This is a genomic window from Chryseobacterium mucoviscidosis, from assembly GCF_002177115.1.
GTDB classification, from domain to species: domain Bacteria; phylum Bacteroidota; class Bacteroidia; order Flavobacteriales; family Weeksellaceae; genus Chryseobacterium; species Chryseobacterium mucoviscidosis.
The window spans coordinates 229819-246882 of record NZ_MVAG01000122.1; the positions used below are offsets into that span (position 1 = coordinate 229819).

General features: G+C 36.0%; 16 protein-coding genes. 5 read left to right on the forward strand and 11 right to left on the reverse strand.

The genetic code is table 11. The annotated features are described in order from the left end of the window. Positions 1-12 precede the first annotated feature (12 nt). Positions 13-1137, forward strand: coding sequence for a ferredoxin--NADP reductase (locus tag B0E34_RS12895; RefSeq protein WP_087710031.1), 1125 nt, complete (start codon positions 13-15; stop codon positions 1135-1137). Beyond that, a complete protein-coding gene (locus B0E34_RS12900; RefSeq protein ID WP_084196340.1) occupies positions 1134-1751 on the forward strand; it encodes a SanA/YdcF family protein in 618 nt (205 codons plus the stop codon). Before B0E34_RS12895 ends, B0E34_RS12900 begins: the two co-directional genes overlap by 4 nt. A gap of 41 nt (positions 1752-1792) precedes the next feature. On the opposite strand, the gene tamL is transcribed toward B0E34_RS12900, so the two are convergent. Next, positions 1793-4390 (reverse strand): translocation and assembly module lipoprotein TamL, encoded by a 2598-nt coding sequence (tamL, locus tag B0E34_RS12905; protein ID WP_087710033.1) that lies wholly within the window; start codon positions 4388-4390, stop codon positions 1793-1795. Here tamL and B0E34_RS12910 point away from each other — a divergent pair. Continuing rightward, a complete protein-coding gene (locus B0E34_RS12910; RefSeq protein ID WP_087710035.1) occupies positions 4376-5107 on the forward strand; it encodes a TrmH family RNA methyltransferase in 732 nt (243 codons plus the stop codon). The genes tamL and B0E34_RS12910 overlap by 15 nt on opposite strands. Positions 5108-5237: 130 nt before the next feature. Here the strand turns inward: B0E34_RS12910 and B0E34_RS12915 are convergent, their stop codons facing one another. From B0E34_RS12915 to porQ, 5 genes are all read right to left on the reverse strand, one after another. After that, the gene (locus B0E34_RS12915; RefSeq protein WP_087710037.1) at positions 5238-5735 is read right to left on the reverse strand and encodes a phosphoribosyl-ATP pyrophosphatase; all 498 of its coding nucleotides are present in this window, start codon (positions 5733-5735) and stop codon (positions 5238-5240) included. Positions 5736-5738: 3 nt separating this feature from the next. Further along, a complete protein-coding gene (locus B0E34_RS12920; protein ID WP_076390303.1) occupies positions 5739-6047 on the reverse strand; it encodes a phage holin family protein in 309 nt (102 codons plus the stop codon). An 84-nt stretch (positions 6048-6131) separates the two neighbouring features. After that, complete coding sequence (locus B0E34_RS12925; RefSeq protein WP_076390302.1) at positions 6132-6476, reverse strand: YtxH domain-containing protein; 345 nt, start codon at positions 6474-6476, stop codon at positions 6132-6134. A 95-nt stretch (positions 6477-6571) separates the two neighbouring features. Beyond that, positions 6572-7246 carry a (d)CMP kinase gene (gene cmk, locus B0E34_RS12930; protein ID WP_087710039.1) on the reverse strand — a complete coding sequence of 225 codons (675 nt, stop codon included), beginning with the start codon at positions 7244-7246 and terminating at the stop codon, positions 6572-6574. 97 nt (positions 7247-7343) lie between these two features. After that, positions 7344-8336 carry a type IX secretion system protein PorQ gene (porQ, locus tag B0E34_RS12935; RefSeq protein WP_076390300.1) on the reverse strand — a complete coding sequence of 331 codons (993 nt, stop codon included), beginning with the start codon at positions 8334-8336 and terminating at the stop codon, positions 7344-7346. 381 nt (positions 8337-8717) lie between these two features. On the opposite strand from porQ, the gene pyrH reads away from it, so the two are divergent. Next, positions 8718-9425 carry a UMP kinase gene (gene pyrH / locus B0E34_RS12940; protein WP_087710041.1) on the forward strand — a complete coding sequence of 236 codons (708 nt, stop codon included), beginning with the start codon at positions 8718-8720 and terminating at the stop codon, positions 9423-9425. Between the two features lie 122 nt (positions 9426-9547). Then, entirely contained in the window at positions 9548-10102 is a 555-nt protein-coding gene (gene frr, locus B0E34_RS12945; RefSeq protein WP_087710043.1) for a ribosome recycling factor, read from the forward strand. 64 nt (positions 10103-10166) lie between these two features. Here frr and B0E34_RS12950 read toward each other — a convergent pair whose 3' ends face one another. From B0E34_RS12950 to B0E34_RS12970, 5 genes are all read right to left on the reverse strand, one after another. Further along, positions 10167-10805, reverse strand: a complete 639-nt coding sequence (locus B0E34_RS12950; RefSeq protein ID WP_087710045.1) for a hypothetical protein — start codon at positions 10803-10805, stop codon at positions 10167-10169. A 273-nt stretch (positions 10806-11078) separates the two neighbouring features. Next, positions 11079-11867: a hypothetical protein gene (locus tag B0E34_RS12955; protein WP_087710047.1), complete on the reverse strand. Its 789-nt coding sequence runs from the start codon at positions 11865-11867 to the stop codon at positions 11079-11081. Between the two features lie 131 nt (positions 11868-11998). Further along, the gene (locus B0E34_RS12960) at positions 11999-13459 is read right to left on the reverse strand and encodes an LptF/LptG family permease (RefSeq protein WP_087710049.1); all 1461 of its coding nucleotides are present in this window, start codon (positions 13457-13459) and stop codon (positions 11999-12001) included. A gap of 318 nt (positions 13460-13777) precedes the next feature. Then, positions 13778-14425 carry an outer membrane lipoprotein periplasmic chaperone LolA1 gene (lolA1, locus tag B0E34_RS12965; protein ID WP_087710051.1) on the reverse strand — a complete coding sequence of 216 codons (648 nt, stop codon included), beginning with the start codon at positions 14423-14425 and terminating at the stop codon, positions 13778-13780. Positions 14426-14488: 63 nt separating this feature from the next. Beyond that, a complete protein-coding gene (locus B0E34_RS12970; protein WP_087710053.1) occupies positions 14489-17062 on the reverse strand; it encodes an FtsK/SpoIIIE family DNA translocase in 2574 nt (857 codons plus the stop codon). Positions 17063-17064: the final 2 nt, after the last annotated feature.

The following is a 17064-nucleotide window of genomic DNA, read 5'->3' on the forward strand; positions in this document are numbered from 1 at the left end:
TGAGTTGAAGTTATGGAACAACAAATCTATAAAGGGAAACTTACACAGTTTCATTGGTTAAAAATAGCGAAAAAGGAAGAACTGACCAAAAATACTTTTTCTCTGGAATTCGAGATTCCGGAGAATCTGAAAGAAAATTTCAGGTTTGATGCCGGTCAGTTTGTCAGCATACAATTTCATTCTCACGGTAAAGAAATCATCAATGATTATTCGATGACTTCTGCTCCTTATGAGGATAAAATATCGTTGGGGATCAAGGTTAATTCTCCTGACGGAGCCTCTTCACAGTTATTTAAAAATTATCATGAAGGTGATGAGTTATTGGTAAGCGAACCGAGCGGAAGATTTACTTTAATTTCAAAACCCAGCGAATTCAGAACCATTGTAGGATTTGCGGCAGGAATAGGAATTACCCCGATTTTAAGTCATTTTAAAAATATTCTGCATAACGAACCGAGAACAAGATTATTTTTATTTTTTGGAAATAAGAATTCGGAAGAATTAGTGTTCAGGGACGAGCTTGATCGTTTAGCAAAAACCTGCGGCGACAGATTGCAGATTTTTTATTTTTTTTCTCAGGAGAATACCGCAAATAGTTTTTTTCATGGGAGACTGGATGATAAAAAATTAAGTCTCATCATCAACCAGATCCTTCATCTGGATGATACGGATGAAGAATCTACCATTTGGGATGCCGTAGATGAAGTGCTGATCTGCGGAAAAGGAGAGATGATTAAAACTCTCGCCAATGCTTGCTATCATCACGGAATTCCGAAAAAAAATATTCATTTTGAGCTTTTTGAAGAATTTAATGACGATATTTATCCTGTAGAAAAAGAATTTCCGTTATTAGAAAATGTGGAACTTTCTTTTAAAATGCTTGGAAAGGAATATAATACTATGCTTCCAACCAACGAGGAAAGGATTTTGCAGCAGCTTCTTATACAGAAATTTCAGGTTCCGTATTCCTGTAAATCGGGAATTTGCGGAAGCTGTGAATGTATTTTGGAAGAAGGAGAAGTGGAATTGCTTGAAAATGAATATTTAACGGAAAATGAAGAGGAGAGAGGACATATTTTAGCTTGTATGTCGATTGCTAAAAGCAAAAAAATAAAGCTTAACTTTGATCTTAGTTGAGAATAATAAAAAACATATTTAACCTGATATTCATATCAATAGAAATGGGAATTCTGTTGATATGTCTCGCCAATGCGTGGGTTTTTGCGCTTACAGACGGAAGAACCTATACCAAAATTTCAAAAATTCCTCCAAGAGAAGTAGCTTTGGTTTTGGGAACTTCACCCAAAATGAGATCCGGCGTGTCCAATCCTTATTTTACAAAAAGAATGGATGCGGCAGCTTTGCTTTATCATCACGGTAAAATCCGGAAAATTCTTGTAAGCGGTGAAAAGAGTAAAGGATATGATGAGCCTGCTGCCATGAAAAACTATCTTATCTATCAGGAAGGTGTTCCGGAGGAAATTATTATGGAAGATCCGAAAGGTTTTAATACCTATCAAAGTATTCTCCGATGTAAAGATGTGTATAGAAAAGACAACGTAATTATTGTTTCTCAGGGATTTCATAATCTTCGCGCTTTATTATTTGCCAGAAACAACAGTATGAATGCGCTTGGTTTTGATGCGCAGGATGTTACAAAACCTGAAAGTTATTACAGAAATCAGTTTAGAGAGATCCTTGCAAGAACGGTCGCGGTGGTGTATTTCGCTTTGGGAATCTCGCCGGATTAAAAGAAAAGGTGGCATTTATGAGAAATACCACCTGTAAATTTTTAGAAAGGATATCCGAATGCAATATTCAGAGTAGGTTTAAACGGCTGAATGTATTTCAGTCTCCATCTTTCACCTTCGGGTCTGTTGGGTTCGTACATTTTATAGGCTAAATCCAGTCTCAGTTTAATGTAGGCAATATTTACCCTTAATCCGAAACCGCTTCCTACACCAACCTGTCTGATGAATTTGTTAAATTTAAACTCATCTCCATATCCGTTGTTGTAGTTTTTAAGACTCCAGATGTTACCGATGTCCGTAAAAAGAGCGCCTTCATACATATCATTAAAAGGCATTCTGAATTCGATATTCGTAGTCAGTTTTAAATTATCAGTCATATACGTTCGAACTCTTTCATCCACCTGAGAATCGGCAGGACCCAATCCTCCGAAAGGAACCCATGCTCTGATATCATTCGGACCACCGTTGAAATAAGAACGGATGACAGGCATATTGGAAGAGTTTCCGTACGGAATTCCGACTCCGATAAACTGACGAAGCGCTAAAGTATTGTTTCCGAATTTAAAATATTTTCTAAAATCAAGATCAAATTTCACAAACTGCGCATAAGGAATATTGAAAATGGTTCTTTCCGGACTGGTAACAACACCTCCGTCATTTCTTTTCTGATTAAAAATACTGAAGATATTTCCCGCTAATTCTATTTTTCCGTTAAAATAAAAAGCATTTGGATAATCTTTTTTTCCTATTTCGTTATAAATAAAATTATAGATGAAAGAAGAAATCAAAACATCCTGAGTCTGCCGGTCTTTATTTACCAAAGTTCCCACAAAAGCTACAAACCGGTCAACTCCCTGCTGATCTAATCCCTGAAGATAGGTCGTGTCTTCAATAATGCGCTGCGAAACCTGATCAATCGTCAGTAATCCGGCTTTAAATTCCTGATATACCGATGAGTTGTAAGCGAAATAATCTGCGAAAAACTCTTCACGGATAGCATTATCGTTAACGAAATAATCATAATACGCATCTTTGTTCTTCGTTAAACTCAGTTGCGTATTAAATAAGGTAAGTCTGTGCGTTACTTTATCATTTACCGTTGCCAGATAATTCAGACCGGTATTAAAGTTAAGTCTTCCCAAACCGATGTTACTCTGATCTGAAACACCCAGAGTAATAGAGGAGGTTGGGCTGTATCTTTTCGGAATTAATTTGTAGTAATCGAAAGGCAAAAGCAATCTGGGAAAATTCAATGAAGCCTGCGCCGAGATTTCGTAAGCCCAGATCCTGTTATCGATATTTTTAGGATTTACGATTCGCCCGAAAGTTCCGGAAAGACTGGTTGTAAGGTTTTCCGCCCCTCCAAAAATATTTCTCGTGGTAAGATCGATGGAAGGAGAAACCCCGAAATTCAGGACTTCGGAATAGTTTAAATCTGTTCCCACTTTCAGGTCGTATTTCGGAAGCGGTTTTAACACGTATGTTACATCTACAATGCTGTCATTCGGGCTTGTACCGCCGCCTCTTCTTAAAGAATCTCTGGCTTTCAGAATGCTGAAATTATTCATTGCCAGAATATTTCTTTTGGTAAGATCGAGCTTTTTCTGATCGTAAACCTGTTTGTTTCCTACGATGATGGCTCTCCAGATCGCACGGGAATCGTAGCTGTTGTCTGTTTTATGAAAACGGATACCTCTTAAGCTGTCTTTTCTGGTATTATTCGGAAAATCTTTTGCCTCGTCTACGATGGCAACATCAATATTTCCGATGGTTGCCTGTTTATAAGGACTATCAAGAGAATCTTTGCGGATTTCCAGAACCAGCGGAACCTGTTTTGTGCTTTTAAGAGAATCTGCCACAAAACCAACCTCATCGCCAAGGCTGTTAAAACGGTAATACCCATATTCCCGCATGAGATCATTAATCCTTCCAACTTCTTTCTCCAAAACGGTCTGATCCAGAATTTGTCCTTTCTTTATAAGAGTTTCACGGATTTTCTGCTTATAAAGGCTTTTGATATTTGGATCTGATATATTATAATAATAATCCTTAATATAAGTAGGCTGATTGTGCGTAATAAAATAATTAACGGCAGCTTTTTTTGCAGCGGAATCAAGTTCATGCTTAAATTTCACCTCTGCATCCCAATAGCCGCGATACGTCATTCTTTTTTGGATAGATTCAGCACTTTTTGAAGTTTTTGTCTGGTCGAGAATCACTGGTGCGGAACCCCAGTTGTGGTATAACCTGTCGAAAAACAGACTTTTACCCACACTGTTTTTCATATTGTATTTAATGAAAAGAGAATCTCTCAGTTTTTGATTTCTCAGTTCATTAGGATACGTCATGTACTCGTTAAGAAGCGTGTCGTATTTGGGATTGGCAGCATTGTAAAGCCAAAGGCTTAAAGGCATGAAAAGAAGCTGTCTTTTATTGGGCTTTTGCTGTACGTAATCTTTCAGTTCGCCATCGAAGGGTTCTTTCTTATCTTCAAACTGAAAATTGTTTTTTACCAGCAAATATTCGCCGTCCGGAACTTTTTTAGTGGTACTACAAGCATAAAGGAGACCTACAAATGTTGCAAATGATATAATTTTATAATACTTTTGAGGAGAATTCTTATAATGCTTACAGCTCATACAATAAAAATTTTACAGTCTTTAGATAAAAAGAAGTTCAGGCAAAAATACAATTTGTTTTTGGTTGAAGGTAATAAAATCATTCGTGAACTTCCTGATTCCAGATTTAAAATTAAAGAAATATTTTCTACGGATCCTCAAAAATTAGACCGTATAGAAGCTCCGGTAACTCATATCTCTGAAAATGAGTTGAAAAAAATCAGTTTTCTGCAAAATCCAAAAGATTCTGTGGCGGTCTGTTATCTTCATCCTGAAGAAAAAAAAGAGGATAAAAATCTTCAGTTGGTTTTGGATGGAATTCAGGATCCCGGAAATCTGGGAACGATGATCCGTCTTGCAGACTGGTTCGGTATCGAGCAGATTATCTGCAGTGAAGATACCGTAGATTTCTATAATCCTAAAGTTATTATGGCAAGTATGGGATCTTTTACGAGGGTAAATATCGTTTATACAAACCTGACTGAATATTTATCCGAAACAGAAAATATCAACATCGGAACCGATATGGATGGTGAAAATATTTATTCTTTCGAAAGACCTGAAAAAATGAATTTAATTTTAGGAAATGAAGGCAATGGGATGCGTCCGGAAACGGAAAAACTGCTTCATAAAAGTGTGATGATTCCTAGATTCGGAAAATCGCAGTCTACAGAAAGTCTTAATGTTTCAATGGCAGCAGGGATTATTTTAGGACAGTTGTTTGGAGGAAGTGAGTAAGAGAGTCGGAGGGTTTGTGTGAAAAAGATCAATAGATAGATCTTGAGATTTAATCAAATATTAAAGGGTTTTAGAATGGGAGCGTGATGAGATTAACTCTTGAACACTCCAACTCTAAAACCCTCAAACTTTAGATAAGCTGTTCCATACTCGAAACACTTTTGTTTTTCTGATACGTTTCAAGTTTCTTTCTTACATATCTTAAGGCGACAGGAGCGAGATAGATCATCGCAGCGCCAATTAATTTATTCTTCCAGTTTGAACTTTTAAAGTTTTTTCTGGCATAATTTCCTACAAATGTTGTTACCGCAAGGTTTATCATAATATCTGCCGCATCTCCTTTAAACGCGGAATTCGCGATTCCCATGGCGGTATTTTTATTGATCAGGGCTCCTTTAATTTCAGAGGTGATCTGTTTTGCAATAACATCTTTTCGCAGAACTACTTTTTCATCACCGTCTTCATCTACTTTTTCCTGAAGGTACTGGTCTGTTAAGCCATTGGTAAAAGCACTAAGGCTTTCCTTGGTATTTTTGAAGGTAAGGAGATCTTCCAGACCGTCTATTTCCTGCTTCAGCAGCTTTTTCTTTCTTCTCAGTTCCTCTAAGCTTTCATATTTTCTGCTCATAGTTTAATGATTTAAAAATTTAATTACCTGATCTGCCACATAATTTACGATTTTCTTTTTAAACAGCACGATAAGAATCATGGTTAAAAGATAGAATGCAGCTACAATAAGGAATCCGTAAGACTGGTCGCCCAATGCTTTACCGATAAGAAAGGCAATTCCGAAGTTGAACAGAATGATGAAAAAACCAAAAGCGACCAGCAAAACCACGAAATAGGTGATCATTCCTGCCGAAAGAGAGGATTTTTCGGTAGCTTCAATTTTCAGGAGATCGATCCTTTTCGAAGCGTATTCTTTAATAGTTTCAATCATTGTTTTTCTTTAAAGTTACAAAAAAAGGAACTTTCGTTTATAAAGTTCCTTCTCATAATTTACCTAAAAAAATAAACTATATTATTATTTTAGATCATTCAGTTCAGATTCTACATTTTTTACTACGTCTGCAGTTTTAGAAACGATCTGATCTTTATATTTATCATATCCGTCTTTTACGGTGTTTGCAACACTGTTTGCTGTTTCTTTAAAAGTAGAAGAGATGTTACCATATTGGTCTTTTACTTTTTCAGAAACTTCTCCGTATTTATTTTTAGCCTGATCTTTAAGATCGTTCGCTTTTGTTTTAATTTTCTTTCTTGTTTCTTTACCTTCTTCAGGAGCATAAAGCATTCCTAAGATAACACCCGCTGCAGCACCTGCAAGAAGTCCTGCCAAAATACCCGCTGTATTGTTTTTTTTAGACATTTTCGTTTTTTTTAATAGTTAATAATATTAGCTTTTTACTTATGATGAAATGTACAATTAACATACCAAAGGAGAAAGACATCTATTAAAAAATGTTAAATCTTTTGGATGTGAGATAAAATCTCATCAATAGTTTCTTTCTTAGAAATATTGGTATTATCAATAACAATGGCATCTTCAGCCTGCTTTAACGGGGCGATTTCGCGTTCGCTGTCTATTCTGTCGCGTTCTATAAGGTTTTCTTTTACCTGCTTTTCATCTGCTTCAATTCCTAAAGAAATCAGTTCCTGATAACGTCTTCTGGTTCTTTCGTCGATACTTGCGGTAAGAAAAAATTTATATTCCGCATTTGGCAGAACTACTGTCCCGATGTCACGTCCGTCCATAATAATGCCGCCTTTTTCTGCCAAATTGCGCTGAGACTGAAGCAGAAAATCTCTTACTTCTTTTTGTTTGGCAACAAGACTTACATTTTCCGATACTTCATTCGTACGTATTGCTTTGGAAATATCAATATGATTCAGGAAAAGAACCAGTTCTCCATCAAGATTTTTAAATTCAAGCCCGATCTGATCAAACGAAGAAAATAATTTCTCAAGATCAATGGTTCCGCTGTCATTTAAACAGTTCTGAAGAGCAAACCATGTTACTCCTCTGTAAAGCGCACCTGTATCCAGATGAATAAGTCCCAGCTTTGCAGCAATGACTTTAGAAATTGAACTTTTTCCGGTAGACGAGTACCCGTCGATAGCTATTACAGGTTTTTTCATACTGCAAATTTCAAGATTTTTTCTTAAAAATCAAGAAACCTCAAGAGATTTTCTTGAGGTTTCTGATATTTATTTCGTTTTGAAAAATGATTAACGATTAGTATCCTGCATGGCTTGTAAGGTCAATAGAAACTCCTATCTGATTGACATTCGAAGAATTATGATATCTTACATGTGCGTAATCTACACGGAATCTGGAGATTTTAATCCCGAATCCTGCCGAAAGTCCTGAGAAATTTCTCTGATCTGCAACGGCTAATTCATTTCCTCTTTTTACATTGTATCCCAATCTGATGTTGAAGCCTTTTTCCGGAAACAGTTCTGCGCCTATCGAAAAATGATCGGCGATTTTTCTGCCTGTATTTACTTCCTGTCCGTTTACATTGTATTGGGAAGAGATATTAAATTCCTGTAAATCGTGCGCTGTAATGGTAACCGCCAAAGGAATTACTTTTAAAATTCTTGTATATCCCAAATCTACACGAAACGGAAGGTTTTCCCTTGTTCCGTTGAAAGAATTGAACTGATATCCGAAATTTCTGAAAACAACAGATGCTGTTTCCTTATTTTTTTTGTTGTGGTACGTAATTCCTGCGTTTCCTGAAATGGCGGAAGAAGTATAGGTATCAATTTTCGAAGTAATGAAATTCAATCCTCCTCCAATCGTCCAGTCTTCTTCAAACTGATAGGCATATCCTGCTCCAATGGCAACATCCGAAGCTTTGAAAGTTCCGTTTTCGAAACCGCTGTCGTCTGTTCGCGGAATATCTCCGTAGCTCATGTATCTTGCATTGATGGTCGCCATGTGACCGTTATCAAAGTCTTTTGCATAGGCAATCGTTCCGTATTTGGAATCTGCAAGATAAGCAGTTGCGTTTACAGAAAGCTGATTATCGGAATCTTTATTCAGTAATGAGGGGTTTGCAATAGCAAAGGAAACATCACGATCTCTCACAGAAATTGCATCTCCTCCCAAAGCTGCCTGTCTCGCTGAAACAGGGATATTTAAGAATGGATAAACGTTTGTTCCTGTTTGTGCATAAGAAACAATTCCTGACAGAAATAATGAAAAAATGACAATTTTCTTCAACTCAGTTTATTAGTAATGCAAAAATAATCCTTTTTCGTACTTTTCAAAATATTTCTCACATTATTTATATTTAAATATTTAAGTTTTGTGAAAATCGTGGTTTTATTTTAAGTTCTATACCATTTTTATTGAGCTTAATCTTTTAGCGTAAGATTAGTATTTTGAATCTTCATGTTTTGTAATTTAATTAAACAGCCATGTTTTCACTCAAATTATAAAATACAGGGGCATTATTTATCTGGAAAAATGCTTTGTTGATCCCATAAAACATCACTTTTAAAATTTATAATGTATAATGAAAAATCAACCTTATTAATGATTATATTTGCAAAGTCAAATTTTAGACAGATATATCTAACGAAAAAAAGTTATTTACATAAAATGAAATATAAAAGAATCCTTCTGAAACTGAGTGGTGAAGCCTTAATGGGAAACAGACAATATGGTATTGATAATGAAAGGCTACAGGAATATGCTGCAGAAATTAAGAAAGTGGTAGTAAAAGGCTGTGAAGTTGCCATCGTAATCGGAGGAGGAAATATTTTCCGCGGTGTAGCAGGAGCTGCAAAAGGAATGGACAGAGTACAGGGAGATTATATGGGAATGCTTGCAACGGTAATCAACGGGATGGCTTTGCAGGGTGCTCTGGAAGATGCGGGAATTAAAACAAGACTGCAGTCTGCCATCGAAATGGATAAAGTAGCGGAACCATTCATCAAAAGAAGAGCAGTAAGACATCTTGAAAAGGGCAGAGTAGTGATTTTCGGAGCCGGAACAGGAAATCCATACTTCACAACAGATACTGCTGCAACGTTAAGAGCCATCGAAATCGGGGCAGATGTTATTCTGAAAGGAACAAGAGTAGACGGAATCTACGACAGCGATCCTGAAAAAAATGCAGATGCAGTAAAATATAATTCACTATCTTTCGACGAAGTTTATGCGAAGAATCTAAAGGTAATGGATATGACGGCATTTACTTTAAGCCACGAAAACAAACTGCCGATTATTGTTTTTGATATGAACAAAGATGGAAATCTGGAAAAAATTGTTGATGGCGAAAATGTGGGTACTTTAGTAGATTTGTAATTAGGTACCAGGTAAGAGATTTTAGGAATTAGTTTTTAAATAAAATATTCAAAATTACTCATTACCAATTACTTATTACTTATCATTAATATATGTGTAACTTATCAAATTTTATTATAGTAATGGAAGAATTAGATCTTATAGTAGAGTCTGTACAGCAGGACATGGAAGCAGCTATTAAGCACCTGGATCATGCATTTCAGAGAATCAGAGCGGGACGTGCGTCTACAACAATGGTTCAGGATGTGATGGTGGAATATTACGGAGCATTAACTCCAATTAATCAGGTTGCCAATGTTTCTATTCCCGATGCAATGACGATTTCTATTCAACCTTGGGACTCAAAAGCGATTAATGATATTGAAAAAGCGATCATCAATTCCAATTTAGGTTTTGCCCCTTCTAATAACGGGATCAACATTATCCTTAATGTACCGCCTTTAACGGAAGAAAGAAGACGTGAACTGGCAAAACAGGCTAAGTCTGAAACAGAAGACACGAAAGTAGTTGTAAGAAACGCAAGACAAAACGGTCTGAAAGAGCTTAAAAGACTGGAAGGAGTTTCTGAAGACATCATTAAAGGTATTGAAGCAGATATTCAGACGCTTACCGACAAATATGTAAAAGCTTGCGACGAGCATCTTAAAGTAAAAGAAGCTGAAATTATGAAAGTATAATTTTCGGCTCCTGAAAATATAAAAAGCGGTTTCATTTTGAAGCCGCTTTTGTTTTGGGTACAGTTTAAAGGCAATTGATTTCTCCTTTTCTGTCTTTATTTTTAAGGATTGAATGATAGTTTTTCATCAGCTCAGCAATATCACATTTTGTTTCTTTATTCGGAATTGAATCAGGATTCCGGTTATTCCCTTTTGAGCGAATCGTATAATTTTTTTCGAGGCACTGAATGGCTTTATCATTTAAAACATAGATTCTTTTTTCATTGATATCATCTTTTGTTTCGGGTTTTTCGGGCGTTCCGCCTTCATCAAAATTCCATACCGTTTCTTCTTTAAAAATGAAAAATACGCTGTTGTTCTTTACATAATATTTTGTGAATGAAGAAAAATGACTGTGTTCTGCATAAGAATCTTTGATCATTCTGAGATCTTTATTCTCATAATACAAAACAACTTCACCTTCTTTTTCGTTGCAGTTATACGTGAATTTTGTTGAGTCCAGTTGTTTTGCAGACAAAAGATTGTTTACAGTTGCATATTCTTTTTTAATATCTTCAATGGAGGTAATGGTATCATTCGATTTTTTCGAAACTGTATTCATGGTTATATTATCAGTCATTGAATTATTTTGAATGGTTTCTGCATTTTCTTTTTTACAGGAAACCACAGCAAGAAAACCTAAACTGAAAAGAAGTATTTTCATAAAAATGATTTTGATACATCGTACTGCAAAAAATATGCGCAAAACTTATTTAAACTTAATAGCTTTAACCATCGCAAAAGCACAAAGATTGTATCTAAAATAAAATTAAGCATCATCCTTATTGAAAATCTTTGATTTTCTTGTGTCTTAAAGATTTGAGATTAATAAAAATCTTGCTTTTTTGTACTTTGACAAGAATATTTCCATTAATAAAAAACTAAAATAAAAAAGCAGCTCCAAACTGAAACTGCCGTAAAAAATATTTTAAATTGATTATTTACAATTTTCGTTATAATCGTAGATCACTTCATTCACGATCGAAAGATTATCTGCCATTGCATTATCGATTTCATTTCGGATGAATTTTCCTAAACCCGATCTCTTTTTGGTATCATTTTTTAAAGAACCGTATTCTCCTTTTGTTACTTTAGCTTTTACAACTGGGCAGTCTGCTGTAATGATCTTTGCTTTTGCAACATTAAGTTCTTCAGGTTTTCCTCCTTTTTTGGAATAAACATAAGCCGGATTTTCTCTCATTCTTTTGTTTTCTTCATCGGCAACTGCAATTTGTCCGCCTGCTGAGAAAGTAGTCGGGAAACCATACACTTTGTATACTTTAATTTTTCCGTCTGCCACAACTTCTGCAAACTGATTGCTTTTTGTAAGGTTGTTGAAAGCTTTTAAACCACCGCTTAAACCTCCGTTCTGGGTGTTGTACGCTTCTTTGGTATTGGTGTATTTTATGGTTTCAAAAACTCTTTCCGTATTGTTATCGATCGCCATATAACCTTTAAGATCATCTACATCATACGTTTTGAATTTTTGCTTTTTCTTTGAATTGTCAACGTCCGAAGTCGCAATGAATTTCACTTTTTTCTGATTCGTCCACGGATTCATGTCATCTCCGGCAAGTCTTACAATACCTTCTATCTTTTTCCCGCTTTTATCAATAATGTATCCCGGCTTTTCCCCGATTCTCATTTCGTATTCCGTATTGTCTTCCTGCGCATACGCATTGAAAGAAACAATACTGAATAAACCAATCAATAATAATTTTCTCATATAAAACTGTTATAATTTTTGACAAAGATAATTTTTTACAGCTAAAATGAAATTTAAATTCATTTTTTAACATACCACAAAAAAATCCGGAGAAAATTCCGGATCTTTTATATTGTGTAAGGTACAGCTTATTATTGATACCTTTTGTGTTCTTCATTCTTTACAAAAAGTTTGATAATAGGCTTGAAAGCCGCTTTGTATTTCTCGGCATCAAACAGTTGAGAATCCGTAAGAGCTTTGTATGTCATCCATACTCCGAAAGGAAACAATACCAGATTCGGAACCCATGCTGCAAGATAAGGATTGATCTTTCCGGACCACGCCATGTTTTCAAAGCCTACATTAATCACGTAGAAAATAATGAAAATAACAATCGCAATTACCACAGGAAGTCCCATTCCTCCTTTTCGGATAATGGAACCCAAACTCGCACCGATCAGAAAGAAAATGATGCAGGTGAAAGAATACGTCACGATTCTTTGCTGATAAATCACCACTTTGCTGTAATATTTTACGCCGGGATCAATCTCGTTATTTTTTCCTTCAAGCGTACTTTTCAGGTTATCAAGACGGTTATAAGCATTATTGATGATCTCCAGTTTTTTATCCCCTTTCACCGTATCGAGCTTAATAATCTGCTTCGGTTTTGCCTTTGCGCTGTTCTGTTTGGTGTCCATATAACTTACCACAGAATTGGTCTGTCCCAAAACATCGCTGCTTACATTGGTGAAGAATTTCTGATTGTCTTTTTTCGTTTTATCAATCGTTGTATTCAGTTCATTAAAGGTCTGAAAACGGTAATCGTCCGTAATTTTTTCTTCTTCAATGGCTTTGTTAATGATCTCACTTACGTCGAAGTGAAGCGTTAACGTATCAAATTTAATCACCTGATCGGGCTGTTTCAAACGGATGTTTTCTCCTTTCCCGGCAAAATTATCTTCATAAACAAATCCGTTGAACAATTTTAGCTTTAAATAATTTGTATTTTCTGCCGGAGCAAAAACACCTTTCTGAGCAATTACAGTCTGCTGATTTTCATAGGAACTTGCTTTCTTATGAACAAAAACACCTTCTATATTTTCATCATTTTTACCATAAATTTTATCGAACTTCACCATGTTTCCCGGAATCTGATCGATAAACTGTCCCGGTGTAAAATTCAGGGCAGGTTTGGTCTGCGCAATATTAAAAAGCATATTTTTTGCCTTCCTCTGAAAATCCGGAATGATATTGTTGGAGAAAAAATAAAGCATAATGGAAAGTACAACGGTTACTCCCAAAAGCGGCATCATCACTCTGGTGAGCGAAATTCCCGCCGCTTTCATGGCGGCAAGTTCATACCGTTCCCCGAATTCCCCGAAAGACATAATGCTCGCAAGAAGAATCGTGAGTGGTAAAACCATACTGATTACACTTACCCCGAGGTAAAAAAGAAGTTTCATGATTTGCCAGTAGCTCAGTCCTTTTCCCATAAACTGACCTAACTGAATCCAGATAATGTTCACAATAAAGATGAAAAACAATACGCTGAATATAAAGAAAAACGGTCCGAAGAAGGTTTTTATAATATATCGGTCTAGTATTTTTAACATTCGCCAAAATTAAACAAAAAGCCACAAAGTTTTCTTTGCAGCTCTTATATTTTATGAAATTTTTATAATAAGTTTCTTTAAACTAATTTTAAATGTAACCGCAAAAGAGACAAAAGACTTTGTTGAGTTTATTTAAAGTATTTCAAAAGTCTGCAAAGAGAAAAATCTTTGATTTTTTTAACTTATGTGCTCTTTTTACATTTAAGTATTAAACTTAATAACTAAAGTGTTACAATCTTTTGCATCTTTTGCGTTAAAAAAGTTTAGACAAGTTTAATTAAAAGCAAATCCGCGTATCCGCTTATCTGCTGATTATTTTTAAAGTTCTGTGATCAGGTAATTTTTGTATTTGTTTTTATCGAATGTAAACATTCCCGGATCCAAAGTCTGGTTTTCCTTATATTCTTTAATCGCAATTACGGCAAGGTCTTTATTATTTCCGTGCTGCTCCAGTTTTACCATCTGTTTTTTCGCAGAATCTACAAAAAGATAAACATATTTAATCCCGTTGGATTTTACCGGAGTTAATTTAATGAAGTCCGCATTTACGCCATCTACATTTTTCTTTCCTCCGTACGTTACATTGTAATCTTTTCTGTAGGTAGAAAGGTAATTGATAGGGGAGAACATGGAGCTGCTTCCGTTAGGTTTAGCTACTGTAACCTCCATATCTTCTGTGTTGATGTTGTAGATTTTGCTTCCATCGAAGATCTGCTCCGTTTCCATGATCTTCAGTTTGTATTTATCTCCTGCAGCATAATAAATTCCGGGTTCCGTTTTATCAACCTTTCCGTTGGTTCCGCTTCCGAAAGAAAATTTGAAATACGAATTTTTCTTAGAGTTATAATTAGCTGTAATATCATCAAGAATTTTTTTTGCCTTTGCATCAATCTTCTGTGCATTTGTAAATCCGACCGCTCCAACTACCAAACTGCTTACTATAACTTTTGAAATAATATTTTTCATTTTTATTAAATTCTTTAATCTTTAGACTTTCTTTAATGTTAAAAGTTAAACTGAGATTTCTCTTTAACTGCGCAGATCTTCCAAAAACTGTTCCAGAGAATGAAGATCACTGATGAGAACCTCTCTTGCTTTTGCCCCGTTAAATCCGCCAACAATTCCGCTGGCTTCCAGTTGATCCATAATTCTTCCGGCTCTGTTATATCCCAGTTTCAGTTGTCTCTGAAGCATGGAAGTAGAACCTTGCTGAGTAGAAACAATAATTCTCGCTGCATCTTCGAACAAAGCATCTTTTTCATTCGGATCAAAAGCTCCTACTGTACTGGTAGAATCTTCAGAAACATATTCCGGAAGGATAAATGCGGAAGCGTATCCTTTTTGTTCCCCGATAAATTCTGCAAGTCTTTCCACTTCCGGAGTATCTACAAAAGCACACTGAAGTCTTAAAATTTCATTTCCGTTAAAATAAAGCATGTCTCCTTTACCAATTAACTGATCTGCTCCCGGAGAATCCAGAATCGTTCTGGAATCTACACTGGAAATTACTCTGAAAGCCGCTCTTGCAGGGAAATTCGCCTTAATCATACCCGTAATTACATTTACCGAAGGTCTTTGCGTGGCAACAATTAAGTGAATTCCCACCGCTCTTGCCAACTGAGCCAATCTGGCAATCGGTAATTCAACTTCTTTTCCGGCAGTCATAATTAAATCTGCAAATTCGTCCACCACCAAAACAATGTACGGTAAGTAACGGTGACCGTTTTCAGGATTTAATTTTCTTTCCGCAAATTTTTTATTGTATTCCTTTAAATTTTTACAAAATGCATTTTTAAGCAGATCATATCTCGTATCCATTTCAATACAGAGAGAATTCAGAGTGTTGATTACTTTATTCGTATCGGTAATGATCGCTTCTTCTGCATCCGGAAGTTTGGCAAGATAATGTCTTTCGATTTTTGAATATAATGAAAGTTCCACTTTTTTAGGATCTACCATTACAAATTTCAGTTCGCTCGGATGCTTTTTGTATAATAGTGAAGTAAGAATTGCATTAATCCCGACCGATTTACCCTGTCCTGTTGCTCCTGCCATCAGTAAATGAGGCATTTTGGATAAATCTGCCATGAAAATTTCATTCGAAATGGTTTTACCGAAAACCACGGGAAGATCCATATCCGTATTCTGGAATTTTTGCGAAGCAATCACTGAACGCATAGAAACCATCGTTGGATTTTTTCTCGGAACTTCAATTCCGATGGTTCCTTTTCCTGGCATCGGTGCAATAATACGGATTCCCAAAGCGGAAAGATTCAGGGCGATATCATCCTGTAATTTCTTGATCGCTGCTACACGAATTCCCGCTTCCGGTACAATTTCATACAAGGTTACAGTCGGTCCTATCGTTGCTTTAATTTCGGCAATTCCTACGTTAAAGTTTTTCAGTAATCCGACAATTTTATTTTTGTTTTCTTCCAGTTCGTCTTTGTTGATCGAAATTTCTTCGTTTCCGTAATCTTTCAGCAATTCAACAGGCGGCATCTGGAATTTGGCAAGATCCAGTTTATGATCGTACAATCCATGTTTATCTACCAATTCCTGAGACTGTCTTTCGGAATCATCAAGAATATCGATAACCGGAGCCACTTCTACATTAAATTTAATATTTTCCTGAGGTGCAGCCGCAGTAACTGTGCTTACAGGAATAGAAGGCGTCATATCAAAAGCCTGTTCCGGACTTGAAGTCGGAACTTTAGGTCTGGAGTCAAGATTTAAATTGATGGAATTTGAAAAATCATTTTTAGGCTCATCATCAAAAGAAGTTTTATTCGGTGTTACAATCGGATCCAAATTGCTGGATACCGGAACTTCCGGAAAACCTTTCGGAACTTTTACAGGTTCAGGCTCCGCCATTTTGGGAGCTGGTTTTTCTGCAACTTCCGTTACTTTTATTTTAGGTTGTTCTTCTTCCTTTTCTGCTGTTTCAATTTCCTCAATCAGTTCTTCATCCGCTTCAAAATTTTCATCAGAACTCGGCATCATCGATCTTACTTTTCCGATGGTATTTTCGTTGATGTCATTTAATTTAGACTTGATAGAACTCGGACGAAGATTAAACTCTAAAATAAAATACAAAGCAATGCTTGCAATTAAAACCAGCCAGAGACCATAAGAACCAATAATCGTATTCAGAGACTCCATGATCTGATATCCGTAAACTCCGCTTAAAACACCCTGTCCTTTAGTAATCGCTCCAAACAGAATCGGAAGCCAGCAAATGAAAAACAGGGAATGACCTACCGTTTTCCAAGGTTTGAACATTTTCTTTTTCAGGATAACGGTTCCGAAAACCAGAAATAAAAAGGCAATGATGAATGAAGCCACTCCGATACTTTCGAAAATAAAAATATTTCCGAGCCAGTCGCCCAGTTTTCCGAAAAGATTGGAAGATTTTATACTTTTATCGAGCATCGTTCCTGCCTGACTCTGATCTGCCTTCCAGTTCATCAGGTAAGAAACGAACGAAAAAGTAAGCACTACAGAAAAAAGAATGAAAGTAAGCCCGAAGAATACTCTTGGCTTAGATAAAAATTTGCCCTTATCAGGCGATTCAGTCGGTTTGTTTTGTGTGTTTTTATTCATAA